The organism is Legionella qingyii, assembly GCF_003990155.1.
Lineage (GTDB): Bacteria > Pseudomonadota > Gammaproteobacteria > Legionellales > Legionellaceae > Legionella > Legionella qingyii.
The window spans coordinates 92,959-118,505 of record NZ_RZGX01000010.1; the positions used below are offsets into that span (position 1 = coordinate 92,959).

Sequence of the window (25,547 nt, forward strand, 5' to 3'; positions counted from 1 at the left end):
AGTTATTTATGATTCAGTTGTTTTTAAGGTTTCTTTTAGTTGTTTCAGGAGCAATCGCGAGCTGGTTTGTTGCACATGATGAACTGAGGTTTCCTATCGTTCAAATGGTAATTGCAGTTATTTTATTTACGCTTATGATAGGCATCATCGCTTTTTGGCCTGAATTAAAAAGTTGGTTAAAACGAGTACGCAAGAAGTATTAAGAGATAGGACAGATTTGAATTGGATTTGATCTTAATTTTTTAAAAAATACTCTGTCAAGACTGTTTTTAAATTTTTTCTCTGCTATTATATACGACCAATTTGTAAATCCCATCATCTCCCTATCCTGTGGATAACTTTTCTGGAGAAATTTTATATTTTCTTGTTTTTTTTCATTAAAAATTAATATAACCCTTATCCAGAGCCACGTCATTTTTTTTCATTGATATAATTAAAGTAAAGTTTATCCACAAAATCTGTGGATAACATTGTGAATAGTACTGTGAATTACTTGATAAATAAGCGCATTTTTGGTTGTCTCAAAATTAACCAATGAAAAGAGATTGTTATCCTTTACTAAAATACAGTAAAGCAGAACATAAACATGTTATTTTATTTTATGCAGCGCTATAATGGTGAGGTTAATTTGTACATCGTGGGTTTTGTCATAACAAATTACCATGACAAATATAAATTGCCTGTGGTACTCTCTAACATCTTGAAAAATGCAATCTTTTCCTAACGATTGCAACTGATAATTCAGGTTGATTTATAGATTTATTTGTTGAGAACATTTCATGAGAAGAGCAAAGTCCAAACTTAATCCTACCCCTCAAACTGCTCAAATTGATAATTTAAGCCATGAAGGAAAAGGTATTGCGCGTATTGATGGTAAAGCGACTTTTATTCAAGGTGCATTGCCGGGCGAACTTGTCGAGTTTCAATATACCAGGATAAAAAAAGATTTTGATGAGGGTGTCTTGCTTAAGGTTCATGAGCCATCTTCTTTACGTGTTGAGCCAAAATGTCCTCATTATTCGATGTGTGGTGGTTGTTCATTACAGCATATGAGTGCAGAAGAGCAAATTCATTTTAAACAAGAACAATTGCTCGATTTATTGTCACGATATGGCCATACTAAACCACAAATTGTGCTGGAACCTTTAGTTTCAGGGTACTGGAATTACCGGAATAAAGCTCGGCTAAGCGTTCGTTATGTAGAGAAAAAACAAGCTTCAATGGTTGGATTCAGGGAGCGTAGTAATCCTCGTTATATTGCTGAGATCACTCAATGTCCTGTTTTAAATGCAAAACTCGATGCCGATATTATTCCATTAAGACAATTGATTGACTCAATGCAAGACAAACATTGCATTGCACAAATTGAAGTGGCTGCAGGAGACGAGGAGATTGCTCTTATTTTCAGAAACTTAACTGATTTAAGTTTTGACGATGAGTTGAATATAAAAAAATTTGCGGAAGAATACCAATATACAATTTTTCTCCAGCCAGGTGGCCCAGACAGTGTCTATTGTTTTTATCCGTCTAAATCAAGTGAATACCTCACATATACATTGCCAGATTATCAAATTACTTTCTCATTTCATCCAACAGACTTTACCCAAGTAAATTCGGCATTAAATCGCTCTATGGTGTCACAAGCAATGCAGCTTATGGACTTAAAAAGTACAGATATAGTGCTAGACTTATTTTGTGGGCTGGGTAATTTTTCACTTCCAATGGCTAAGTTTTGTACCAAAGTTCTAGGTGTTGAAGGCAGTAAAAATATGGTTGAGAGAGCCTATATGAATGCAAAACTTAACCATATTCAGAATGTAGACTTTTATGCTGCAAATTTGGATGATGTAAATGAAGTAAAAAAGCTGGTTCAGCAACCTTGCAATAAAGTGTTGATTGACCCACCTCGATCTGGTGCACTTGAAATTGTGAAACAAATTGATTCAATTAATCCAGAGCGTATTGTATATGTATCATGTAATCCCGTAACATTAGCTCGTGATACAGATATATTAGTTAATCAAAAAGGCTATACGCTGATAAAAGCAGGGGTAATGGATATGTTTCCCCATACTGCTCATGTTGAATCAATCGCATTGTTTAAAAAGGATATAACTGATGGTTAGAGTAAAAGATACTGTCCCCTTGTGCGAAGATGGAAGCATCGATGTTGATTTGTGGCTTCATCAGTTAGGTGCAAAGGGTTATTTGGATAATCTTGAACTCATTCGTAGCGCATGTACTTTAAGTCAACTTGCAGGACAAGAACATGCTACAGAAACAGGACAATCTTGTTTGCAACAAGGATTGTCTATGGCCGATTTACTTGCAGATCTTGAGGTTGATCAAGAAACACTTGCAGCAGCAATTATTTTTGAAAACGTACACTATGCTGATCTGTCCATTGATGATGTTGTCGAGCAATTAGGTCCTAATATTGCTAAATTGGTCAAGGGCATAGAGCGCATGAGCGCAATGCACAGCTTTCAAGGATTAAACAAATACCCACAAAATAAACAACAAATTGATAACATTCGTAAAATGTTATTAGCCATGGTAGATGATGTTCGCGTTGTGTTAATTAAACTTGCAGAACGTCTATGCGTTTTAAGAACTGCAGGGCATTTATCTGAAGAATTACGCAAGCAATTAGCTACTGAAGCGATGGAGATTTATGCTCCTTTGGCCAACAGACTGGGAATTGGGGCAATTAAATGGGAAATGGAGGATATGGCTTTTCGTTATTTACATCCTGAGGAGTATAAAGCGATTGCCAAAGGCCTTAAAGCAAAACGGTTGGAACGAGATAGTTTTGTTGATGCTATTGTGGCTCAGTTGAATGAGCAGATTAAAGCAAATGGTATAGAACATTTTGCCGTTTATGGACGTTCAAAACATATCCATAGTATCTATAAAAAAATGACACGCAAGAATGTATCACTAGATGAAATTTATGATGCAACTGCAGTGCGAGTTCTTGTCGATACCCAGGCTCAATGTTATGAAGTCTTAGGTATGGTCCATACGCTATGGAAGCAAATTCCGGCTGAATTTGATGATTATATTATTAATCCTAAGCCTAATGGCTATCAATCGTTGCATACTGCTGTTAAAAGCACCGAAGGGAGGGTTTTTGAGGTGCAAATCAGAACATTTCTGATGCACGATTTGGCCGAAATGGGGGTTGCAGCGCATTGGAAGTATAAAGAAGGTGGCTTCAAACAAAAACAAAGCCACGAGCGTAAAATTGAATGGCTACGTGATGTATTAGCGTGGCATCGGGAAATGGCAAGCAATAAAGGTGTTCCCGAAAGTACTACTACAGAGTTTCTTGAAGATAGAGTTTATGTTTTTACTCCAGACGGAGATGTTCTTGATTTACCTCAAGGTGTAACATCTTTAGATTTTGCCTATCACGTCCATAGTGATTTGGGACACCGCTGTCGAGGTGCACGTGTTAATGGACACATTGTGCCATTGACTTATCAACTGAAAACAGGCGATAAGGTAGAGGTTTTGACTGGAAAAGAAAGAAAACCTTCTCGCGATTGGATCAACCCCCACTTAAATTATCTCAAAACCTCGCGCGCAAAAGCAAAAGTTTTGCATTGGTTTAAAATGCAAGATTATGATAGAAACATTCAAGATGGGCGTGAGCTGCTTGATAAAGAATTAAAATCTTTAGGAATAAAATCTGATAAACTTAATGAAGTTGCAACAGCACTCCATTTCAAAAAACTTGATGATCTTTATGCCAATTTGGGACGTGGCGATATTAAGATAGGTCAAATTGTTAGCAAGCTTGCTCCACCCATTACTTCAGAGCTCAATCTTGAACGATTTGTTAAACAACATGCCAAACCAGAAATTACTGGGAGTGATCTTCGTATCGAAGGCGTTGGGAATTTATTAACTTTTATGGCGCGTTGCTGTCAACCTGTACCAGGTGATCCAGTAATTGGTTATATCACTATAGGCCGAGGTGTATCAGTACATAGACAAGATTGTCCTAATATTATTCATGCCAGTGAACGACAAAAACAACGTTTCTTGCAAGTAAGTTGGGGAAGTGCTACCCGTGAAAACTATGTGGTTGATATTTTGATCAAAGCGTTTGATCGCTCCGAGCTTTTGAAAGACGTCACTTCGCTTCTTGCTAATGAAAAAGCACATGTTTATTCATTACAAACACAAAGCAATAAGCAAGAAAACATGGCTTATATTACTTTAACTGTAGATGTTGATGGACTAAGTAGTCTATCTCGACTACTAACAAAGCTAGAGCAAATTCCTAATGTGCTCGAAGCGAGAAGACAAATCTAATTGTAATCTATTGTCGCCTGGTATCGCTTCGGTGCACCAGGCTATCCTTATTTAAAAATAAACCCAGCAACAACAGCACGATGCTCACTTAATAAAACATTATAGGTACGACACGCTGCACCTATGGACATGCATTCTATACCTATTCGTTGCTCTGCAAACTGTTTCATAATTGACAGAGGCAGGAGTTTTCCGGTATGTTCATGGCCAATGATGATGATTTCCGGTTTAAATTGCGTTAATAAATTCATATAGTGTTCATCAATTCCTTGAATGTCTTTAATTGGCAGATCACTAATGATTTTTGTTTTAGAAACAATTAAACTGCTTTCATAAATAATGGAATTAATCTGAATTTTATTATCACTATAAGCTTGCACTGCATGTAGTTCTGCGGATTCTAAATTGATGTTCATGGTTTAGAGTGGTTCAATGAATTATATATGGCTGTAAGTATACTACAGAGGTCAATATTATGAGTCAATTTCCACGTATAAATCGTTTGCCACCTTATGTTTTTAATACATTAGCTCAATTAAAAACAGAGGCGCGAGCGCGTGGAGAGGATATTATTGATTTTGGTATGGGAAATCCTGATCAGCCAACTCCCCCACATATTGTAAATAAGTTAATCGAAGCGGTTCAAAGGCCAGATACTCATCGTTATTCCATGTCCAAAGGAATTCCAAGGCTAAGACGTTCTATGGCTTCCTGGTATCAACGCAACTATGATGTACAGTTAAATAGCGAAACACAAATATTAGCTACCATTGGTTCCAAAGAGGGACTAGCACATCTGGCATTAGCGATAAGTGGACCCGGGGATACGATTTTAGTTCCTGATCCAGCGTACCCCATTCATACTTATGGATTTATCATTGCTGGTGCTAACGTAAAACAGATTCCACTTATTAACGAAACTCAATTTTTAGCTTCAATAGAAGATACGATTAATCGTAGCTTGCCTAAGCCTAAAGCATTGGTAATTAATTTTCCGGCAAATCCAAGTACACATTGTGTGGATTATTCATTTTTTGAGCAAGTTATCGATTTAGCAAAAAAACATAAAATTTGGGTGATTCATGATTTAGCTTATGCTGATATTGTATTTGATGGGTATAAAGCGCCTTCAATTCTTCAAGTTCCAGGTGCTACAGATATAGCAATTGAAACTTATTCAATGTCTAAATCATATAATATGCCAGGTTGGCGCGTTGGGTTTGCTTGCGGAAATGAAGAGTTAGTTGCAGCACTTACTCGGATTAAATCTTATTTAGATTATGGTACGTTTACGCCAATCCAAGTCGCAGCTATTGCCGCATTAGATGGTCCTGATGAGTGTGTACATGAAATTAGAGAACTGTACGAAAAACGACGTAATATTCTTTGCGATGGCTTAAATGAAATTGGCTGGGAAGTTACTCGCCCTAAGGCAACTATGTTCGTTTGGGCGCCTATTCCCGCTCATTATCAACATATGGGTTCACTTGAATTCAGTAAATATTTATTAAAAGAAGCACATGTAGCTGTATCTCCCGGAATAGGTTTTGGTCAAGGGGGTGATGGTCATGTTCGTTTCGGTCTAATAGAAAATAAAGATCGTATGCGCCAGGCATTAAGAAATTTAAAAGCGTTGTTTCGCAGAGATGGACTGATTAAGGCCGAACAAATATGTATGTTGTAATTAACTCAGAATGTAGTTCGATTCCTGAGCGTGCCAAGCCACTCAATTCGGAAGGGAATGCATTACTCAATTTTTTGCTGTGTCTTGGCTATGATCCTATAGATCCACCATACGCTGACTTATTAAGACAATATCATAATTTGGAAGGTGAATGGGTTGTATTGACTCCGGTTTATTGGGAAGCTACGCATAATGACGCCATGATTGTTGCATTGGGTGGTGAGCTGCAACTCGAAGAACACGAGGCAAAATCATGGTTTGATTTATTCTCAGAATATCTGGCAGAGGAAGATGTCGTTCTTCATTACCATAATGCACAAACCTGGTTGCTCAATAATAAAAAATATTCATTACATGCAAAACCTCCGCATCATTTATTACATCAATCATTAATGCCCGAATTAGCACAATTGGATAATACGATGTATTGGCAAAGGTTTATCACTGAAAGCCAAATGCTTTTTGCATCCAAACCCAATCAATCCTTGGCTAATGGATTATGGACATGGAGTAGTGCAAAACTTAAGAATAAAATGCCGATCAAAATTTGTGTTGATGGCCATTTTGATTCATTAGCAAAAATATGTAGCACACAAGTTTCTTTATATAGCCCATCAATAACACTTAAGGATTATCAAATTTTATTGCTCACCGAGTTTTCTGTGCTCAGTGAGCAACATCAAAAAGAATTGAATGAAATGCCAATTCATTGGTATTGGAACAATGAGGCTTACTCTATAAGTGCTAATCGTTGGTATGTTCGTTTATGGAGAAAACTAATACATGCTTATTAAACAACGCCCCAAAGTATCAGACCCATTTGATTTACCTAATATTCCAGACGTATTGAAACGAATATTCGCAAACAGGGGAATTACTGAGCTTTCTCAGCTGGATAAACAACTCCAGGCTTTATTGCCTTTTGATAGCTTAATGGGAATAGATAAGGCATGCTTACGCTTGGAAAAAGCGTTACGTGAACAGCATAGGATTTTAATAATCGGTGATTTTGATGCCGATGGAGCGACCTCAACGGCACTTGCTATTACTGCGCTACGCTCAATGGGTGCTCAGTTTGTAGAGTATTTAGTTCCTAACCGTTTCGAGTTTGGTTATGGTTTGACACCGCAAATAGTTGAAGTGGCCAGCAAATGGAATCCCGCGTTGATTATTACTGTAGATAATGGAATTGCTAGTATTGAGGGTGTAGAAAGGGCGAATCAATTAGGTATCGATGTTTTAATCACAGATCATCATTTGCCTGCGGAAACTCTTCCAAAAGCTTATGCTATCGTGAATCCGAACCAGCGAGATTGTAAATTTCCTAGTAAATCGATTGCTGGAGTTGGAGTTATCTTTTATGTCATGCTGGCTCTGCGCAGACATTTGGTGAATACCAATTGGTTTCGTGAGATGAATATTACCGAGCCCAATATGGCGAGCTTTTTGGACTTAGTTGCTTTAGGGACAGTGGCTGATGTTGTAGGGCTGGATCAAAATAATCGTATTATGGTGAATCAAGGTCTATCAAGAATACGTCAAGGTCTCTGTCGAGCAGGGATTAAAGCTTTAATTGAAGTCTCTGGACGTGAATTTTCGCGACTTAGAGAGTCTGATTTGGGGTTTGCCATTGCTCCGAGACTCAATGCGGCCGGGCGATTGGACGATATGGCTTTGGGTATCGAATGTTTAATTACCACAGATCCGCAACAAGCTAGAAATTATTGCCAGCAATTAGATGAATTAAATGAAGAACGAAAGCAAATTGAAACGGAAATGAAAGAACAAGCAATGCTTGCGTTGGAAAAACTTGCTCTAAGTGCTGAGTACAACAGTACTCATTTACCTATAGCTTTGTGTCTTTTTGATAAGACCTGGCATCAAGGAGTCATTGGCATTTTAGCCGGACGAGTGAAAGAACGTTATCATCGTCCTGTTATTGCTTTTGCAGAAGTAAGTGACGATGAGTTGAAAGGATCAGCTCGTTCAGTTCCTGATTTAAATATTCGGGATGTATTGGCGGCAATAGATAAGGACCACCCTGGACTTATTAATAAGTTTGGTGGCCATGCTATGGCAGCTGGTCTGAGTATCCACCCGCGTTCCCTTAAAGCATTTCGAGAAGCCTTAATTTCTGAAGTGGGTAAGCACATTGATTTGTCGCAATGTGCAGGAGAGTTACTTACAGATGGTCCACTACAGCCAGAAGAGTTTAGTCTTGAGGTTGCTCAGTTAATCCAGCAGGCAGGTCCATGGGGGCAGCAATTTGCTGAGCCTGTTTTTGATAATGTCTTTGAAGTTTTAGATCAACGATTGGTTGGGAAAAATCATTTAAAAATGACTTTGGCGACAACACAAGGTGACCAACAAGTAGATGCGATTGCTTTTAATGTAGACTTAAAATCCTGGCCAAATCATAGAGTTAAATTTGTACACGCAGCTTATAAGTTGGATATCAATTTTTATCAAGGTCGAACACGGCTACAATTACTTATTCAAGCAATGAATGCTGTAAATCAAGAATAATTGTGAACATATAGCCTACGTGTACCCAGTATACTGATTCAGTTATATTTTTGTACAAACTTTTTTGGATCAGGTTATAATTGTCTCTTTTTTTAATTGAATAATAATAGTGTCTAACATTTTGCTATCACCTTTATCTATTGCCCCAATGATTGATTGGACTTACAGTCATTTTCGGGTTTTTATGCGTATTTTGGCGCCACATGCACTTCTGTATACAGAAATGCAAACTACTGGGGCGATACAAAATAATCCAGTACGCGCTTTGCAATTTAGTGAAAGAGAACATCCAATAGCACTTCAACTTGGAGGTTCAGACCCTAAGGCGTTAGCACAATGTGCTCAATATGCAGAGCAAGAGGGATATGACGAGGTTAATCTTAATCTGGGTTGTCCCAGTGATAAAGTTCAGGCAGGGCATTTTGGTGCGTGCTTAATGAGAGAGCCAAAACAAGTTGTCGCTTGTATCCAGGCCATGCTACAAGAGGCCACTATACCTGTTACCGCAAAAACAAGAATAGGCATAGATCATCAAGACAGTTATGAGTTTTTTAGTGATTTTGTACATCAATTGCTTGAGGCCGGAGTGCAAAAAGTTATTGTGCATGCTCGCAAGGCTTGGCTAAATGGTTTAAACCCCAAACAAAATCGAACAATACCGCCGATTAATTATGAATATGTTTATCGACTTAAGAAGGAAATACCCGACGTTCCGGTAGTGGTCAATGGTAATATATCGAATATAGAAGAGATCAATGACCATCTGCAATATGTTGAAGGAGTAATGCTTGGTCGTTTAGCATGTGATAACCCCTTTCAAATAGCAAAAATACATCAAGCACTTTATCCTGAAACTCAAACAAGCACGCGCAGCGAGGTATTTAATCGTTATTTGGATTATTTGTATGGAGAATACACTAAGGGAGTTTCCCTAAGTTTACTGATTAAGCCTGTATTTAATTTAGCTTTTGGATTACCTGGTGCCAGTCAATGGAAAAGAAAACTGATGCTTATTTTGCAGACTAAAAATCTTTCTTTGTTTCGAGAATTAGGTGAGTATTTACAGGAGATCGAGATGCATGCAGAGACTTCATAAAGTGAAGCTCGCTTGCATTATCATGATATATTGAGAGATATGCATTATTTCCTATTCGAAATATTGTATAATATGAAAAGGAATTGTGGAAAATCATATCGTGGTTGTCTGTTTCGCCAGAAACTTTTCTCATCACTAAGTTATATCATGAAGATTCTCTTAAATTATAAGGTATTCATGGTATTTTTCCCCAAATTTTAGTACATTAACAAATTTGTTATTTGAAATCTCCAGAGGATTATTTAGGCCATGCTGAATACGTTGATTAAGAAAATGTTTGGAAGCCGAAATGAGCGTACATTGCGGCGTATGGAAAAGGCAGTAATGGCAATCAATGCATTTGAACCCCAAATGAAAGCATTGACTGATGCTGAGTTGGCTGCAAAAACCCAACATTTTAAAGCACGTTTTGCGGAAGGTGAAAGCCTTGCTGAAATGTTGGCTGAGGCTTTTGCTACAGTAAGAGAGGCATCTATACGGACTTTGGGTTTGCGTCATTTTGATGTGCAATTAATTGGTGGAATGGTGTTGCATGAAGGTAATATTGCTGAAATGCGCACGGGGGAAGGTAAAACATTGGTAGCAACTTTGCCTGCATATTTAAATGCAATTACTGGCCATGGTGTACATGTTGTTACTGTGAATGATTATCTTGCTAAACGTGACAGTCAATGGATGAAGCCTATATTTGAATTTTTGGGGTTAACTGTGGGTGTGATTTATCCCGATATGTCCCATTCAGCAAAACAAGAAGCGTATCGGTGCGATATTGTTTATGGAACGAACAATGAGTACGGCTTTGATTATTTACGCGATAATATGGCATTTAGTCTTGAAGACAAGGTACAACGAGAGTTGAATTTTGCTATAGTGGACGAAGTAGACTCCATTCTTATTGATGAGGCACGTACACCTCTCATTATTTCGGGTGCGGCTGAAGATAGTTCTGAACTTTACATCAAAATCAATACATTGATTCCCCATTTGAAGAAACAAGAGGAAGAGGGTGGTGAAGGGGATTATACTGTCGATGAGAAGCAAAAGCAGGCACATCTTACTGATATAGGCCATCAACATATAGAAGAGTTACTGGTTAAAGCAAAACTTCTGGATCAGGGTGAGAGCTTATATCATGCTAGCAACATTATGTTAATGCATCACGTAAATGCAGCATTAAAGGCCCATGCTATGTTTCATCGCGATGTCGATTATATCGTGAAGGATGGACAGGTTATTATTGTTGACGAACATACTGGTCGAACAATGCCTGGTCGGCGATGGTCTGAAGGCTTACATCAGGCCGTTGAAGCTAAAGAAGGTGTTTCGATTCAAAATGAAAACCAGACTCTTGCTTCAATTACATTCCAGAATTTTTTCCGTATGTATAATAAATTGTCGGGCATGACTGGAACCGCTGACACAGAAGCTTACGAATTACAGCAAATCTATAATCTTGATGTAGTTGTAATTCCAACCAATAAACCTATGGTGCGAAAAGACGAGTCGGATCTGGTTTATTTAACACAGAAAGATAAATTCGAGGCCGTTATAGCGGACATCCGTGAGTGTATTGCTCGCAAACAACCTGTCCTTGTGGGTACTGTTTCGATTGAAGCATCTGAGTTTTTAAGTCAACTTCTTAAAAAAGAAAATATTAAACATCAAGTACTTAATGCCAAATTCCATGAAAAAGAGGCGCAAATTATTGCTGAAGCAGGTCGCCCAGGTGCAGTAACTATTGCTACAAATATGGCTGGACGAGGAACGGATATTGTTCTTGGTGGAAGCATGTCTGCTGATTTAGCGCAACTGCCTGAAACTGCAAGCGCTGAAGAAATCGACGCTGTAAAACAGTTATGGCAGAAACGTCATGATGAAGTAATTGCGGCAGGTGGATTAAGAATTATAGGTTCAGAACGACATGAGTCGCGTCGAATCGATAATCAGTTGCGGGGACGCTCAGGCCGTCAGGGTGATGTGGGGAGCAGTCGCTTCTACTTATCTCTTGAAGATAATTTAATGCGAATATTTGCTTCAGAGCGTGTTGCGTCGATGATGCGTCGTTTGGGAATGAAGCCAGGGGAACCGATTGAACATAGTTTAGTAACCAAAGCAATTGAGAATGCTCAACGGAAACTTGAGGGGCATCATTTTGATGTGAGAAAGCAGTTGTTGGATTACGACAATGTGGCTAATGATCAAAGACAGGTTATCTATACGCAACGAGCCTCAATCATGGCTATGACAGATACTGAAGAAGTGGTCAATATTATGAGAGAGGAAGTCATATCAAATCTTGTTGATACTTATATTCCTCCACAAAGTCTGGAAGATCAATGGGATCCAAAATCTTTAAGTGAAGTGTTGACTGATGAGTTCAAACTTAAGGCTCCTGTGCTTGAATGGATTGAAGCAGATCATCATATTCAACCAGAACAAATAAAAGATAAAATTCTTGACATTTCAGCTAAGAAATATGATGAAAAAGTAAAACAGGCTGGCAGAGCCACGATGTCTCAGTTTGAAAAATCAGTGATTTTGCAAACTTTAGATAATCAATGGCGTGAACACTTAGCTGTAATGGATCAATTACGTCAAGGAATTCATTTGCGCGGCTATGCACAAAAAGATCCAAAGCAAGAGTATAAAAAAGAAGCCTTCGCCTTGTTTACTACCATGCTTGATAATTTAAAGTATGATGTAATTCGTTTGATTTCTTCAGTTGAAATTCAAACTGAAGAAGATGTTAACGCAGTTGAAGAGCAACGACGTGCTGAGCAAGTGAGTAAGATGAGCTTACAACACGGTAATTATGTTGATGAAAATGAAGAAGAGACGACTCAAACATACAGAAGACATGAGAAGAAAATCGGTCGAAACGATCCTTGTCCATGTGGTTCGGGTAAAAAATATAAAACATGTCATGGAAGCTTGGCTTGAGCATTGAAGTTGCTGTAGCGGTTATTGTTGATGAACAGCAGCGTATCTTGATTACCCAACGTCCTTTTAATGTTCCTCATGGAGGATGTTGGGAGTTTCCTGGCGGTAAGTTGGAGGCTGATGAGCCTTCAGGATCCGCACTGATTCGAGAAATCAAGGAAGAGGTTGGATTAGATGTTTTACAATACAAATTATTGAGTGAAATTAATCATCAATATTCTGATAAAGAAGTAAAATTAATTATTTTTCTTGTAAGCCAATTTGCTGGTGCTCCTTCATGCCTGGAAGGGCAATTGGCCATGAAGTGGGTTTATCCGCATGAGTTAAATCACGAACATTTCCCTGAAGCCAATCGGAAAGTAATTGCAATGGTACAGAACTATTTATGTTGTAATGAATCTTTATAAAAGGCTGTCGCTTGGGTGAATGGATGCACTTATTTTGGTAAAGCTATTTAGTTTACATATACAAAATAGATTTCGATTTTTATAATGAGGTTGAAAAACCGAGTTTTTTAAAGATGAATTATAGAGTAGAGCTAGTTGTTGAAGTAATATTAACAAACCAACCTTTGTCCAGGAACGATCTGGCTAACACCTGCCTTATAACCTTTGCTTATTCAAATTATAACATGAGTCTTCAAATGCAAATCCTTTAGCTAGGGCGTGACCTCGAATTAATGCTTGCTGGCTAAGGTGCACTAATTGTTAGATAAGCTTTCTAAAATAAAAGTAAATTAATTTAACTTTTATGCTAATATTTGATTATCTAGATTCGTTTTTGATCATTACTTTGGTGTGATAAATGTTCATGACGACTTAAGGGAGTAATTATCAAATGTTAAACGAAAATCCCATCGAGTTTAAATCTGAAAGTGGTGCTGTGTATACGGTTAAGGAATTGAATGAATGCATTGATACATATGGGTATCTCTATGATTTTAAGAGTCCACAATTATCATTGCAGCAGATCAGGCCATTTTCGGCTAAAGATATTAATCAAATACTAGCAATTGAGGATGTTTACATAAACTATAAAAGAAATGTTGAAGAAAGAATGGGATTGAGTGTTCTTAAAAGTAGCAAAATTCAGGGGGATACATTGCAACTCATGTTGAATTTACTTACTGCTTTCGAAAAGGGAGCTGAAGAACGTGGTGGTTTAAGTATGTTTTTAGTATCAAGTGATTTTGCACCTGCCCTTGCAGAACCATTAGAAGCTCTTTACACTCACTTAGAAAAATACCCGGAGGAAAAGGATGCTTTGCGGTATATTTCCAACTCATTTCTTATAGACCAAGATAACTTTGTTACTTACCTAAGTCAAATTATAAATAATTACCAATGTTCTAGTTTATTTCCATTTCAAGTATCTACGATGCTTTCAGTTGTGTTAAGCCACAACTTATATTTACTTAATGGACATCGAAGAGAGCTTTCTAATGAAGAAAATGAAAGTGAAAAAACGGCTCAGAGACAGGCCTTTTTTGATAGAAAACCAATGACTAATTATATGGGTATTCAAATTACGGGTTTGACAACGTCTGATTATCAGACTGAAAAGGTAATTATGAAACTAGTTAGTTATCTAGATAATTTACATATTACCTGTAAAGACATTCCTGAGATTTCTCTGGTACGTAATCAACTACTAATTACTACTAAACAAGACCGAGAATTTAAGACGGAACTAAGGGATAAAACTCTTGAAAAAGGTCTGGATATAACCGTTAATAATGTTGCTGGACACTATCAATTCTATATTCCCGATATAAATGTACTAGATAAAAAATTGTCTAATGTCGAAATAAAAACAAGGGAAATGAATTCAATATATAAAAATATATAGTGGGCAATTGGGTGCTTATTGGCTTTAAATTTTTGGCTAAATAAAATCAAGATATAATGGAGCGTGATCTGAGACTTCATCTTCCATAACAGTGAATTCATTAACAATAATATCCGGTGAAGTCAGAATATAATCTGCAAATTTTTCTTCCTTTTTGTAATAACTTGTTCTTGTTGAGCTAACATTATTATTTTTTATTAAATTATTCATCCTTTGCTCTAGGATATGCATGCTTTTCGTGTCAGGTCTTAAGTTAAAGTCACCACATAATATTTTAGGTGTATTAATGGTATCCATAAAATGTCGAATACGTTGTGATTGATTGATTCGCTCCGGAGTGTCATTTTTACCTTGACCATTCCAGAGTCCATGAACATTAAGTATGGAGTAAGTTTTTTTATCTACTTCACATTCGACCCATTGCAAATTTCTAGGGTGATTTAATCCTATTCCTGGATAATGTTGTTTTTGATGAATATTTATATCTCCTTCTCCTAATATATCGATGTTATTTTTCAATAACATTGCAATTCCATAAATGTTTTCGACAGCAGGTTTAAAAATGGAAAAATGATTAGGAAGGAGCTGCTGCAGATCAGAAAAAATATTTAGACTAAGTTCTCTATCTTCTTCGGTTACAGTACGATGAGCGTTGTAATATACCTCCTGAAAACAAAAAATATCAATATCACGATGTTTATTGATAAAGTCTAATAAAGGGCCTCGTATGCGGCCTCCCCATAAATTTAAAGTAATTAATTTCATTGATTTTGAATTCCTTTTTCCTTCATTTGAAAAAAATTGACAAAGCTCGGGCTTTCTATTGCTGGTACAGGGATAAGTATCGGTCACATGATATTTTTTGACTTCCGGAGGTATTTATCATGTAAATCATTAACTGATTTAGTTAATTCGTCAATATTCATGTAGTTATCTATTATATCATCTGCGTTTCCTAAGCGAATATTAATATTCGGCTGAGCAGATAAAATTGCCTGGGCTTGTTCTTTACTGCATTGATCCCGTTGCATTAATCGGGCTATTTGTATTTCTTTTGGTGCACAGACAAGCAAAATTCTATTGATATAAGGATATGCTTGTTTCGTAATCAGTAAAGGGATTTCTACCATACAATAAGGTGTCGTGCAGGTATCAACTCTTTTTTTTATTTCTTGTCGGATAAGCGGATGTAAGAGTCCCTCAAGCCAGTCTCTCTCTTTATGATTAGAAAATATTATTTCTCTTAGTTTGCTACGATCCAACTCGTTATCTTGTTTTAGAACCTTATGGCCAAAATGTTCCAAAATTTTACTATAAGCAAGTTCATTCTTTTGGGTCAGCTCTCTTGATATTTTGTCGGCATAAATTACATCAATACCAAGTTTTGAAAAAAGTTCAGCAACAGTAGTTTTCCCACTCGCTATATCGCCTGTTAATCCCACACAATAAACCATATTGTTTAAATCTCATTCTTATTAATACAGGTTACTACATTAATATAACATGTAGAAGGTACGGGACTTTTATGTTTGCAATATGCTTGGGCCGCTAATGCTGCATCATCACGATTAGGATAGTGATTACTATTCCATCTCATGGCTTCTCTATCAAAAGCAGTACATTGCCACATGGGTGTTACATTAGTGCCATGAATAAATCGGACGCAACTGGCATTAGATGTTTTACACGTAGCGGGTTTGTTGCTGTTTTTTTTGCATTCTGAGTAAGAAAGATTTAAAGAAATTTTTTGGTAAGTACTTTGAGAAGTCCATTTTGTGTGGGTTTCATCGTGAGTTGAACATTGCCAATAATTACCTTCTGTGTTTATTAGTTCAGCAAAACTTGAACCTGAGATACCTAGAACAAGAAAAAAACAATATCTTATATACTTATTCATTTTTTTTTTCTCCTTGAAGCAGTTCGATTAACTGTTCTACATGTAAAGCTTTAGAAAAATACCAGCCTTGCATAAGCCGAACCCCGTTTTGTAATAAATAATTTAATTGTTCTTCTGTTTCTACTCCTTCTGCAATAATCGTTAAATTAATTTTTTTGGCTAAATGAATAATCGCATCATTTAATGTTTCTGCAACAGCTTTTGTACCAATAGCATGAATGAATAATTTGTCGATTTTAAGGAAATTGAAAGGATAGTGTTGCAAATAACTGATACTCGAATGTCCCGTTCCATAATCGTCTATAGCTAATGAATACCCAATATCTCTGAGCTCTTTTAATCTGTTGAAATATATTTCATTATTCATATCAAGTAAATTACGCTCTGTTATTTCAAATAATATTTGTTTAGGTGAAATAGCATATTGGAGCATTAGCGTATAAAATTGAGGAAAAAATTGACTATCAGTGAAATGTAGGGCACAAATATTAAATGCAAGATGAAAATTATGTTGGGTATCCAAGATATTTTTAGATTCTTTAAATGCTATTTCAATAATTTGCAGGGTAATGGGGACAATTAAGCCAGTATCTTCAGCTTCCTCGATAAACAGATCTGGCATTATTATTTGATTACCATGATCTTGCCATCTTAATAAAACTTCTGCTCCAGTATAGGTATTGTATTGCGTGTTAAATAATGGTTGATATACAGGGTAAAATTGTTCACTTTTAATAGCCTGTTTTATCGCACCGTGTAATGAATAATATTTATTAAATTTATTTTTAATCAAAAAATATAAAGAAATCGAAAATACTAAAATATCAAGAATGAGCAGGATTTGATTATACCAGAGCTTGTTAATTGAAGTTTGATCGGGTCCTTCCACAGTAAGCACAATACCATCAAGGCTATTTAATTTGATACTAGCAAATATTCTTTCTCCTGCAATGGGAAATTTATCTATCCAGGAATTAATTGCAGGTTTTCTAATCTGAATAATTTCTTTTTTCTGATTCACATCGTATAACGTAGTTGTATTTATCCCGCTCTCTGGATTATTCAATTCATTTTGGAGTACTGGGGACAAGACAATCATTTCTATGTTAAAGATACCTATTTTTTTTTGAATTACATAGATGGGATCAACAAACATAGGTATTTTTAGCGGTCCTATAATTGACTGATTGATATCGTGATTTAGATGAAATGTTTGATTTTGTGGTAATGTGGAGCATGTAATCTGGTGCTTTTGATCATGAATTGCTAATCCAGAGATTTGAGGATGATTGATTACGATATGTTGTAAATAAGGATTGAAATCATCCTTGCAATTTAGATTATTCTTTTGATATGCAGGTATTTTGTATAGTTCATTAAAAACGTCATTGATAAAAACATCAATATCTTGAGCTCGTTTATGGGTTATATCTGTAATAAAATTAAAAGAGTTTGCAACACTGTTATGCCAATAAATATAAGAAAACGTTAAAAGTAAAAAAATGGTGAAAAATATCCAGAATAACCTCAATCTCTTGTAGACAATAAATACCATGTTTCTGAATATTTTTCGCATGATTTACGGCGTTACATAGGCTCCCTTTATAGAGTGTAGTGTTATTTCCGCTAATTTCCCAATTACTTCATGATTCGTATTTAATGGAGGAAGCCAGTAAAGGGTTTTACCTATAGGTCTTATTAAGGCGCCATGGTTTAGTGCTTGCTGATAAACCTTATTACCTATTCGGTGATGTTCAGTACCCTCGAGATCTGCTGCGACGACGGCTCCAATTCCTCGGACATTACTTAATTTACCAGAGAGTTTGGCTACTTCTGTTAAGGCCGTAAACATATATTTACCCAGATTTTGAGCGTGCTCGATTATTTTTTCTTCACGCATGACACGAATGGTTGCCAATGCGGCGCTGACTGCGAGGGCATTTCCACTATATGTATGTGAATGTAAGAAGGACTTTCCACTTTCATAATCTGCATAAAAAAGATCAAAGATGGAGCTGTCGATCATCACGCAGCTTAGAGGAATAGACCCTGAAGTTAATCCCTTGGATAAACAAATGAGATCCGATTCAACATCAGCATGGTGTGAAGCTAACCATTTACCTGTTCGCCCCATGCCAGTCATTATTTCATCGGTAATAAGATAAATATTTTTGCTTTTAGCCCAGGACGATAGTCTTTTAAGGAAATCGGGACTGTAACATAACATCCCACCTGCACCTTGAACTAGGGGTTCTACTACTATGGCACAGACTTTATTACTAATCGCCTCTAATTTATTTTCTAAAATTGACCAATATGTATCGCAATTACTCCATAAAGAATCCTCTTTGCCAGAAATATAAGGAATATCCTCAATATAATGACAGCTAAGAGAAAATGATTTATAGGGTTCTTTATAAAGACCTAAATCACTGATGCTCATTGTACCTAGTGTTTCCCCATGATATCCGTTCTTAAGTGCAATAAACTGATTTCTATCTGTATAGCCTTTGATTTGATTGGCATGGATTGCTAGTTTCATCGCAATTTCAACAGCGCTGGAGCCATCACTGGCGAAGAATACATGTTGCTTTTTAGTAATTTGAGCTAACTCTTCAGCTAACTCTACAAGTTGTGGATTTGTGGTATTTGCTGTAATGACATGTTCAAAGCGATTCATTTGATCTTTTATTGCACCAATAATAGCAGGATGGCCGTGACCTAAAGATTTACACCACCAACTGGAGATGGCATCAATCAGTGGACCTTTATTGGTATAGAGGTAACTACCATGAGCTTTTTCAATAACCAACGGAGGGCATGATTCAAAATCTTTCATTTGCGTGCAAGGGTGCCAAAAATGCTTTAAATCTCTACTGATTAATCGATTTATGTTGACCATTTTAAAAATTTTGGTTGACAAGATGAGGCGGAACTTTATCATGTCCGTTACTTAAATAAAATGAAAACAATACAAAATGTAGGGAAGTTAGACTTTCGCTTCGTTTAACATCCTTGATTAGGAGGAAACCTGTTGTGACTCAAGATAAGAAGCACTGGTCTGTTTCTGAAATTAAAGCTCTTTATGAACAACCATTTAATGATCTTTTACATCAAGCGCATGTGGTACATAGAGAATATCATCAACCTAATTCGTTACAATTTGCTACATTATTAAGTATTAAAACAGGGGCTTGTCCTGAGGACTGTGGTTATTGTTCTCAAAGTGGACATCATAAAACTCATGTTGAAAAAGAAAAGTTAATGTCGGTTGCTGATGTTTTAAAAGCCGCTCAGGAAGCAAAAGAAGGTGGCGCCAAACGTTTTTGTATGGGGGCAGCCTGGCGATGTCCACCTGATAAGGCCATGAGTGAGTTACAAGAAATGATTAAGGGAGTTAAGTCATTAGGTCTAGAAACCTGTATGACTTTGGGCATGTTGAATCAAGAACAGGCTGCCAGTTTAAAGGAAGCTGGTTTGGATTATTATAATCACAATATTGACACTTCACCTTCTTATTATGAAAAAGTAGTTACAACACGTAAATTTAGTGATCGTTTAGATACATTAAATAATGTTCGATCAGCTGGAATTAATGTCTGTTGCGGCGGTATTTTGGGCTTGGGTGAAACACGTGAAGACCGAATTGAATTTTTATTAACTTTAGCAAATATGGAAACACCTCCTGAAAGCGTTCCAATTAATCGTTTAATACCTGTAGAGGGAACACCTCTTGCAAAAGCGCAACCAGTAGAAGGGATCGAGTTAGTTCGTACAATTGCTACCGCCAGAATCCTAATGCCGCAAAGCGTCATTCGACTAACAGCTGGAAGGACGGAAATGAGTGATGAATTACAGGCCCTTTGTTTCTTTGCAGGTGCGAATTCAGTATTTCTTGGTGATAAGTTATTAACTGAAGAAAATCCACAGCGTGCTAAAGATAAGGTTCTTTTTAATAAGCTTGGTCTAACTGAGATGGTTTAAATGCCTCTAACTCATAAGATTAGGAATTATACTAACCAGCTGGCAGATGAAGGTTTATTAAGAACTAGGTTCGTGTCAGCTGAGGATTCCTCGTTAATTCATTTTGATAGCAATGATTATTTATCACTAGCAAGAGATAAACGTATTTCTGAAGGATACCAACGAGGATATGCTCTGTACCCTAGTGGTAGTGGGGCTTCGATGTTGCTGAGTGGATATCACCCCAATCACCGAGCTGTTGAAGAGGCATTCTCCAATTTATTGGCCGTAGACGATTGTATTTTATTTTCTTCGGGATATGCGGCAAATCTTGCCGTTACAGCATTACTTGGAAGGTTAAAAGTTCATTGTTTTATTGATAAAGAAATTCATGCCTCAATTTATGATGGCTTAGTTTTATCGCAGGTAAACTATACGCGTTATTTGCATAATAATTTAGATGATTTAAGTCGTAAATTTACCTTGGATTTTAAGAATTCAGCTTTAATCACTGAAGGTATTTTTAGCATGAGTGGCCAATTGTCTCCATTGGCAAAACTATCTTCTCTTTGCAATGCGAATGATGGTGCACTTTTGGTTGATGAGGCGCATTCTTTTGGTGTTCTTGGCAATCAGGGAAGGGGGGCAACGGCCTATCATGGGCTAACTCAAAATGAAGTTCCATTACGAATAATTCCTTTAGGAAAAGCTTATGCGGCACAAGGCGCCCTTGTTGCAGGCAAAGCAGACTGGATCTATGCTTTGTTACAAGCAGGACGCTCCATTATTTATTCAACAGCAGTTAGCCCTGCTTTAAGTTATGGCTTATTGAATACATTGGAATTTGTAGTCAATGCCGAAGATAGGCGCTCTAAACTAGCACAACTAATATCTTTATTTAGATCATACGTGAAACAATCGCCTTTAAACTGGGCTGATTCTATGAGTCCAATTCAACAACTCCAATTAGGATGTCCACATTTAGCTTTGCATTATGCTCGCGAGTTGAAGAAAAAGGGGATAAGCTGCTGTGCTATAAGAAAACCCACTGTGAGTGTCAAAGCCTCTGGATTACGTATCATTTTGAATTACAATCATACTCCCGAACAGATTCGTGAGTTATTTAATCAGATAAGTGTAATGTATGAACATAAGCATCCATAGTTACGGAGAAGGATATCCTCTTATTTTTTTTCATGGATGGGGATTCGACAGCCAGGTCTGGTCACCATTAATACCTAAGCTCCTCATGGATTATCAACTGATATTCGTTGATTTGCCAGGATTTGGTCATAGCCCAATCATGGATTGGGATAAATTTAAAACTCTCTTGGTCAACCAGTTACCCGAAAAATTTGCATTAATAGGTTGGTCTATGGGGGGATTATATGCAATGCGTTTTGCAGTAGAAGAACCTGATAGGGTAGGTTATCTTATTAATGTGACTTCATCCCCTCGATTTTTATATACCGATCTGTGGCCAGGTGTTTCTGATGAAGTTTTTAAAAAATTTTATAAGAAATTATCAAAAGATCCACATGCTACATTAAAAGAATTTTTAGAGCTCAATGGAATAAAATCTAATGAAGAGTTACATCATCTGCCTCATAAATTGCCATCTGCAGAAGGCTTGGAATCTGGTCTTAAGATTTTAGAAACTTGGGATTTGCGTGAACAATTAAAGCAGTTTAACAAGCCAACCTGCTTTATATTTGGTCGACTTGATCCGATTGTGCCAATTAAAGCAATGAACTCCATGCAATTGGCCTATCCTGAAGCTCATTATGTGTTATATAAGCGAGCTGCCCACATGCCATTTTTATCACATGCAGACTTATTTATTGACGAAGTACGAGGATTTATTAAATGAAGCATTTTTTTATCACTGGTACTGACACGGATTGTGGTAAAACCTATGTTACAGCACGTTTGGCAAATCATTTTTCGGCTTCAGCTGCAATTAAACCTGTAGCAAGTGGATGCATGGAAATAGAAGGTAAACTGGTTAGTAGTGATGCACAATATATACAAAAAAATAGTATCAATTTGGATGTAATCAATCCTTGGCGATTTAAGATGCCTGTATCGCCTCATATTGCTGCATATTGTGAGGGAGGTTACTTGTCCATTGATGAAATTGCGGATTATTGTCTTAATTTGCAACTGGATGGTATCGAAACGTTATTCATTGAAGGTGCTGGTGGATTAATGGTTCCATTAAATGATCATGAAACTTGGATTGATTTTTTGCGGATTACAAAAATACCTGTTATTTTAGTAGTTGGCATGAAATTGGGTTGCATTAATCATGCTTTGTTAACAGAAATGGTTTTACGCACAAATAATATTCAATGTATGGGGTGGATTGCCAACTGCATTGATCCAGCTATGCAGGCCTTATCTGCTAATATTGATACATTAAACCAAAAACTTAATTCTCCTCTTTTAGCAAGAGTGCCTTTTGGCGGTGAACTTAATATGATTGGTTCCTTTCTTGATTGATTATTAGCTTCTTGAGTTGGATATCGTTTTTTAATCTTATACTTGTCGTTTCAATATCACTATTGTATTTTAATGAAGAATTCATTTAATGGAAGGGAAAACCATGTTTACACGAGATAAGTTGATGCAATCAGTAATGACTGCTTTTTTTGTTCTTGTTGCAACTGGAAGTTCAGCAGCAGATAACAATGACACTATTGCTGCAACTGAAAAATGCTATGGAATTGCTAAAAAAGGGATGAATGACTGTGCTACGGCAACTGCTTCATGTGCTTCTTCTGCTACTAAAGACAAGCAGAAAGATGCCTTTATTTTGTTACCTAAAGGACTCTGTGAACGAATTGTTGGGGGTAATCTCAAACCCGAGTAAAAATTTAATATATAATTGATTTAAACTGATATTAAAATAAGGAAATTAATTATGAAGCAAACCCTAGGAAGCTCGCTCTCATCATTGCTTATCGCAATTACTTTTTCTACTCCAATATTTGCTGCCTCTGAAACGTATACTTTGGATAAAAATCATACTTATATTTTATGGAGTGCTGAACACTTGGGTTTCACAACTCAATATGGCAAATGGTATGCAACGGGACAGCTAGTTCTTGATAAAGACAATCCAAGTCAAAGTAAAATTAATGTGACAATTGATGTTAAGGATATGATTACGGGTATTCCTGAGCTTGATAAACATTTAAAAAGTAATTTGTTTTTTGACGCTGAGCATTATCCTACAGCAACCTTTGTTAGTAATAAAGTAACGCCTCAAGGTGATAATAAAGCAACAGTTGATGGCACCTTAACTTTACGTGGGGTAAGCAAACCAGTGGTGTTACAAGTTACCTTAAATAAAGAGGGGATGAATCCAATTAGTAATAAGATGTCTGTTGGTTTTACAGCCACAGGCTCTATAAATCGTTCCGATTTCGGAATCAATGCATTCTTGCCCGCTGTGAGCGATAAAGTGAATCTTTCTATTGGAGCTGAGGCTTATCTAGATCAGAATACAAAACCAGATCAAGATAAAGAACAGGCACAGGGTAAAAAATAGGATATTTCATGCAAATCAAAAACAGCTCAACTCATTTTGGCATCATTGCGATAGTATTTCATTGGGTAATTGCTTTATTAATAATAGGGCTATTGGCACTAGGTTTGTATATGGTTTCTATGCCCTGGAGTGCCCAAAGACTGAAATTTTATGGCTGGCATAAAGAGTATGGTTTTTTAGTCCTGTTTTTAGCTATTTTAAGAATCATTTGGCGCTTAGCGAATGAAAGTCCTGAACTGGCTTTACCTTGGCTTGAAAAAATTGCTGCACGCAGCATGCACTGGGCATTTTATGTATTTATGTTTGCTATGCCAATTACTGGGTGGTTAATTACCTCAGCAGCAGGGTTGCCTGCATCATTTTTTGGATTATTTACCCTACCTAATCTTATAGCGCCTGATGAAAGCAAACGTGTCTTATTTGAATGGGTTCATGAGTGGTTAGGTTATGCTCTTATTGCGGCAATTTGTATGCATGCAGCTGCTGCTCTAAAACATCATTTTATCAATAAGGATGATATATTACGGAGAATGTTCCCATGAAAATGATTAAGTATTTTTTCTTTCTTTTGTTTTTGAGTAGTGTCAATGCGAATTCGGCTGCTTTACCTGAATGGACACTTGTTCCCAATGAAAGCAGTATAAGTTTTACTGCAACACAAAATAATGCACCTGTTACTGGCTCATTTAAAGAGTTTACGGCAAAAATAGTTGCAGACCCCCAAAATTATCAAAACAGCAGTGTGGATGTAGTTGTGAACATGAATTCACTAACAACTTCATATGCGGAAATTTCGTCAATATTACTCAGTTCAGACTGGTTTAATGCTAAAGAGTTTCCTAGGGCTGAGTTTAAGTCGACTAAATTCACTAAAAAGGATGATAAAAATTATGAAGCTATTGGGATATTAACCATAAAAAATAAATCGGTGCCAGTAACACTTACTTTTACTGCTACAGAGTCACCTAAAGATCATCTGGTTGTTGAAGGGCATACGAACCTAAAACGACTTTATTTTGGTATTGGACAAGGTGATTGGTCGAGTACTAGTGAAATAAAAGATGAGGTAACCGTAAACTTTAAAGCGGTTGCTACGCATAAACAATAATTACGTTAAAGTTATTTGTTATATATCATATACAGGAGGTAACCTTGGAGTCCAAATTAGAAAATAAAGTAGTTATTTTTTCATCTATAACTGATGCTGGAAAAGCTTATTCAATACTCGAGAAAGAGGGAGCCCCCAATAAATTGGATAAGGAGGTATGGCTCTTGCGGGAAAGCTCTATCCCAGGACTATTAACCATTAGTTTTTTTAGCAGTGAACATAACGATTTTGTCCATCGGAGACTAGGCTTCGTGGGAGGGGAATGGAAGTTCGGACCACAGGAATATCATAAAGCTCAAGAATTTTCAAAACATGCTGAAGTTGCTTTTAGCAAGTCTCTTCCTGAAAAATCTCTTGATAGTTTAGTTAAATTATTAACTGATCATGGTTTCGATATTTGTAATCAAGTGACTCCCAAGCATAATGAGTCTTCTCAAAACGCCAAGTTAATAGCTTATACTGTTTCTGCATTTGCAGAATTATCAACAATAACGAATAGCTATACTACTGATCTTTAATTTGGACTAATTAACGAAGTAATCTATTGTTCAAATCTATTTCTTATCTTCAAAACTAACGTCAGTCTCGAGACTATGAAATATTGTCTTA

The 25,547-nt window shown here is 36.7% G+C and carries 25 protein-coding genes; 19 read left to right on the top strand and 6 right to left on the bottom strand.

Annotated features, from left to right (window positions below):
* The first annotated feature begins 8 nt into the window (after positions 1-8).
* The 3 genes from ELY20_RS08910 to relA all read left to right on the top strand — a co-directional run bounded on the left by ELY20_RS08910 (position 9) and on the right by relA (position 4,323).
* The gene (locus ELY20_RS08910; RefSeq protein ID WP_110143760.1) at positions 9-203 is read left to right on the top strand and encodes a hypothetical protein; all 195 of its coding nucleotides are present in this window, start codon (positions 9-11) and stop codon (positions 201-203) included.
* A gap of 576 nt (positions 204-779) precedes the next feature.
* Positions 780-2,126, top strand: coding sequence for a 23S rRNA (uracil(1939)-C(5))-methyltransferase RlmD (rlmD, locus tag ELY20_RS08915; protein ID WP_110143758.1), 1,347 nt, complete (start codon positions 780-782; stop codon positions 2,124-2,126).
* Positions 2,119-4,323, top strand: coding sequence for a GTP diphosphokinase (gene relA, locus ELY20_RS08920; RefSeq protein WP_110143757.1), 2,205 nt, complete (start codon positions 2,119-2,121; stop codon positions 4,321-4,323). The genes rlmD and relA overlap by 8 nt, the downstream gene beginning before the upstream one ends.
* Before the next feature lie 47 nt (positions 4,324-4,370).
* On the opposite strand, the gene ELY20_RS08925 is transcribed toward relA, so the two are convergent.
* Complete coding sequence (locus ELY20_RS08925; RefSeq protein ID WP_110143756.1) at positions 4,371-4,739, bottom strand: Mth938-like domain-containing protein; 369 nt, start codon at positions 4,737-4,739, stop codon at positions 4,371-4,373.
* Between the two features lie 59 nt (positions 4,740-4,798).
* Between ELY20_RS08925 and alaC the strand changes: the two genes are divergently transcribed.
* From alaC to ELY20_RS08960, 7 genes are all read left to right on the top strand, one after another.
* Positions 4,799-6,007, top strand: a complete 1,209-nt coding sequence (gene alaC / locus ELY20_RS08930; protein WP_110143755.1) for an alanine transaminase — start codon at positions 4,799-4,801, stop codon at positions 6,005-6,007.
* Positions 5,995-6,801 carry a hypothetical protein gene (locus ELY20_RS08935; protein ID WP_110143754.1) on the top strand — a complete coding sequence of 269 codons (807 nt, stop codon included), beginning with the start codon at positions 5,995-5,997 and terminating at the stop codon, positions 6,799-6,801. The genes alaC and ELY20_RS08935 overlap by 13 nt, the downstream gene beginning before the upstream one ends.
* The gene (recJ, locus tag ELY20_RS08940) at positions 6,791-8,533 is read left to right on the top strand and encodes a single-stranded-DNA-specific exonuclease RecJ (RefSeq protein ID WP_110143753.1); all 1,743 of its coding nucleotides are present in this window, start codon (positions 6,791-6,793) and stop codon (positions 8,531-8,533) included. The genes ELY20_RS08935 and recJ overlap by 11 nt, the downstream gene beginning before the upstream one ends.
* A gap of 109 nt (positions 8,534-8,642) precedes the next feature.
* A complete protein-coding gene (gene dusA / locus ELY20_RS08945) occupies positions 8,643-9,629 on the top strand; it encodes a tRNA dihydrouridine(20/20a) synthase DusA (protein ID WP_110143752.1) in 987 nt (328 codons plus the stop codon).
* 249 nt (positions 9,630-9,878) lie between these two features.
* A complete protein-coding gene (gene secA / locus ELY20_RS08950; RefSeq protein WP_126955685.1) occupies positions 9,879-12,569 on the top strand; it encodes a preprotein translocase subunit SecA in 2,691 nt (896 codons plus the stop codon).
* On the top strand, positions 12,566-12,976 hold the full coding sequence (gene mutT, locus ELY20_RS08955) for an 8-oxo-dGTP diphosphatase MutT (protein ID WP_110143795.1): 411 nt from the start codon (positions 12,566-12,568) through the stop codon (positions 12,974-12,976). The genes secA and mutT overlap by 4 nt, the downstream gene beginning before the upstream one ends.
* Positions 12,977-13,406: 430 nt before the next feature.
* Positions 13,407-14,417 (top strand): hypothetical protein, encoded by a 1,011-nt coding sequence (locus ELY20_RS08960; RefSeq protein ID WP_110143794.1) that lies wholly within the window; start codon positions 13,407-13,409, stop codon positions 14,415-14,417.
* A 36-nt stretch (positions 14,418-14,453) separates the two neighbouring features.
* Here the strand turns inward: ELY20_RS08960 and ELY20_RS08965 are convergent, their stop codons facing one another.
* The 5 genes from ELY20_RS08965 to bioA form a co-directional block, all read right to left on the bottom strand.
* A complete protein-coding gene (locus ELY20_RS08965) occupies positions 14,454-15,182 on the bottom strand; it encodes an endonuclease/exonuclease/phosphatase family protein (RefSeq protein WP_110143793.1) in 729 nt (242 codons plus the stop codon).
* 83 nt (positions 15,183-15,265) lie between these two features.
* Positions 15,266-15,871: a dephospho-CoA kinase gene (gene coaE / locus ELY20_RS08970; RefSeq protein ID WP_110143792.1), complete on the bottom strand. Its 606-nt coding sequence runs from the start codon at positions 15,869-15,871 to the stop codon at positions 15,266-15,268.
* Positions 15,872-15,876: 5 nt separating this feature from the next.
* Positions 15,877-16,314: a hypothetical protein gene (locus ELY20_RS08975; protein WP_110143791.1), complete on the bottom strand. Its 438-nt coding sequence runs from the start codon at positions 16,312-16,314 to the stop codon at positions 15,877-15,879.
* Positions 16,307-17,890: an EAL domain-containing protein gene (locus ELY20_RS08980; protein ID WP_110143790.1), complete on the bottom strand. Its 1,584-nt coding sequence runs from the start codon at positions 17,888-17,890 to the stop codon at positions 16,307-16,309. The genes ELY20_RS08975 and ELY20_RS08980 overlap by 8 nt, the downstream gene beginning before the upstream one ends.
* 3 nt (positions 17,891-17,893) lie before the next feature.
* The gene (gene bioA, locus ELY20_RS08985; RefSeq protein ID WP_199742191.1) at positions 17,894-19,216 is read right to left on the bottom strand and encodes an adenosylmethionine--8-amino-7-oxononanoate transaminase; all 1,323 of its coding nucleotides are present in this window, start codon (positions 19,214-19,216) and stop codon (positions 17,894-17,896) included.
* A 134-nt stretch (positions 19,217-19,350) separates the two neighbouring features.
* On the opposite strand from bioA, the gene bioB reads away from it, so the two are divergent.
* The 9 genes from bioB to ELY20_RS09030 all read left to right on the top strand — a co-directional run bounded on the left by bioB (position 19,351) and on the right by ELY20_RS09030 (position 25,456).
* A complete protein-coding gene (gene bioB, locus ELY20_RS08990; RefSeq protein WP_110143788.1) occupies positions 19,351-20,298 on the top strand; it encodes a biotin synthase BioB in 948 nt (315 codons plus the stop codon).
* Positions 20,299-21,441, top strand: a complete 1,143-nt coding sequence (locus ELY20_RS08995) for an aminotransferase class I/II-fold pyridoxal phosphate-dependent enzyme (protein WP_110143787.1) — start codon at positions 20,299-20,301, stop codon at positions 21,439-21,441.
* Complete coding sequence (locus ELY20_RS09000) at positions 21,422-22,147, top strand: alpha/beta fold hydrolase (protein WP_110143786.1); 726 nt, start codon at positions 21,422-21,424, stop codon at positions 22,145-22,147. The genes ELY20_RS08995 and ELY20_RS09000 overlap by 20 nt, the downstream gene beginning before the upstream one ends.
* The gene (bioD, locus tag ELY20_RS09005) at positions 22,144-22,779 is read left to right on the top strand and encodes a dethiobiotin synthase (protein WP_110143785.1); all 636 of its coding nucleotides are present in this window, start codon (positions 22,144-22,146) and stop codon (positions 22,777-22,779) included. The genes ELY20_RS09000 and bioD overlap by 4 nt, the downstream gene beginning before the upstream one ends.
* Positions 22,780-22,882: 103 nt before the next feature.
* Positions 22,883-23,149 carry a BufA1 family periplasmic bufferin-type metallophore gene (locus ELY20_RS09010; protein WP_110143799.1) on the top strand — a complete coding sequence of 89 codons (267 nt, stop codon included), beginning with the start codon at positions 22,883-22,885 and terminating at the stop codon, positions 23,147-23,149.
* Positions 23,150-23,200: 51 nt separating this feature from the next.
* Entirely contained in the window at positions 23,201-23,830 is a 630-nt protein-coding gene (locus ELY20_RS09015) for a YceI family protein (RefSeq protein ID WP_110143784.1), read from the top strand.
* An 8-nt stretch (positions 23,831-23,838) separates the two neighbouring features.
* Positions 23,839-24,372 (top strand): cytochrome b, encoded by a 534-nt coding sequence (locus ELY20_RS09020; protein ID WP_110143783.1) that lies wholly within the window; start codon positions 23,839-23,841, stop codon positions 24,370-24,372.
* Entirely contained in the window at positions 24,369-24,938 is a 570-nt protein-coding gene (locus ELY20_RS09025; protein ID WP_110143782.1) for a YceI family protein, read from the top strand. The genes ELY20_RS09020 and ELY20_RS09025 overlap by 4 nt, the downstream gene beginning before the upstream one ends.
* Positions 24,939-24,982: 44 nt before the next feature.
* Positions 24,983-25,456: a hypothetical protein gene (locus tag ELY20_RS09030; RefSeq protein WP_110143781.1), complete on the top strand. Its 474-nt coding sequence runs from the start codon at positions 24,983-24,985 to the stop codon at positions 25,454-25,456.
* Positions 25,457-25,547 lie beyond the last annotated feature (91 nt).

Bases quoted from the DNA above. Each gene is read 5' to 3' on its own strand.
- ELY20_RS08910 (WP_110143760.1), top strand. From the start codon at position 9: ATGATTCAGTTGTTTTTAAGGTTTCTTTTAGTTGTTTCAGGAGCAATC.
- recJ (WP_110143753.1), top strand. From the start codon at position 6,791: ATGCTTATTAAACAACGCCCCAAAGTATCAGACCCATTTGATTTACCT.
- secA (WP_126955685.1), top strand. From the start codon at position 9,879: ATGCTGAATACGTTGATTAAGAAAATGTTTGGAAGCCGAAATGAGCGT.
- ELY20_RS08995 (WP_110143787.1), top strand. From the start codon at position 20,299: ATGCCTCTAACTCATAAGATTAGGAATTATACTAACCAGCTGGCAGAT.
- relA (WP_110143757.1), top strand. From the start codon at position 2,119: ATGGTTAGAGTAAAAGATACTGTCCCCTTGTGCGAAGATGGAAGCATC.
- ELY20_RS08925 (WP_110143756.1), bottom strand. From the start codon at position 4,739: ATGAACATCAATTTAGAATCCGCAGAACTACATGCAGTGCAAGCTTAT.
- ELY20_RS09015 (WP_110143784.1), top strand. From the start codon at position 23,201: ATGAAGCAAACCCTAGGAAGCTCGCTCTCATCATTGCTTATCGCAATT.
- ELY20_RS09010 (WP_110143799.1), top strand. From the start codon at position 22,883: ATGTTTACACGAGATAAGTTGATGCAATCAGTAATGACTGCTTTTTTT.
- ELY20_RS08980 (WP_110143790.1), bottom strand. From the start codon at position 17,890: ATGCGAAAAATATTCAGAAACATGGTATTTATTGTCTACAAGAGATTG.
- ELY20_RS08975 (WP_110143791.1), bottom strand. From the start codon at position 16,314: ATGAATAAGTATATAAGATATTGTTTTTTTCTTGTTCTAGGTATCTCA.
- ELY20_RS08935 (WP_110143754.1), top strand. From the start codon at position 5,995: ATGTATGTTGTAATTAACTCAGAATGTAGTTCGATTCCTGAGCGTGCC.
- bioD (WP_110143785.1), top strand. From the start codon at position 22,144: ATGAAGCATTTTTTTATCACTGGTACTGACACGGATTGTGGTAAAACC.
- ELY20_RS08965 (WP_110143793.1), bottom strand. From the start codon at position 15,182: ATGAAATTAATTACTTTAAATTTATGGGGAGGCCGCATACGAGGCCCT.
- alaC (WP_110143755.1), top strand. From the start codon at position 4,799: ATGAGTCAATTTCCACGTATAAATCGTTTGCCACCTTATGTTTTTAAT.
- ELY20_RS09025 (WP_110143782.1), top strand. From the start codon at position 24,369: ATGAAAATGATTAAGTATTTTTTCTTTCTTTTGTTTTTGAGTAGTGTC.
- coaE (WP_110143792.1), bottom strand. From the start codon at position 15,871: ATGGTTTATTGTGTGGGATTAACAGGCGATATAGCGAGTGGGAAAACT.
- bioA (WP_199742191.1), bottom strand. From the start codon at position 19,216: ATGGTCAACATAAATCGATTAATCAGTAGAGATTTAAAGCATTTTTGG.
- ELY20_RS08960 (WP_110143794.1), top strand. From the start codon at position 13,407: ATGTTAAACGAAAATCCCATCGAGTTTAAATCTGAAAGTGGTGCTGTG.
- ELY20_RS09000 (WP_110143786.1), top strand. From the start codon at position 21,422: ATGAACATAAGCATCCATAGTTACGGAGAAGGATATCCTCTTATTTTT.
- ELY20_RS09020 (WP_110143783.1), top strand. From the start codon at position 23,839: ATGCAAATCAAAAACAGCTCAACTCATTTTGGCATCATTGCGATAGTA.
- rlmD (WP_110143758.1), top strand. From the start codon at position 780: ATGAGAAGAGCAAAGTCCAAACTTAATCCTACCCCTCAAACTGCTCAA.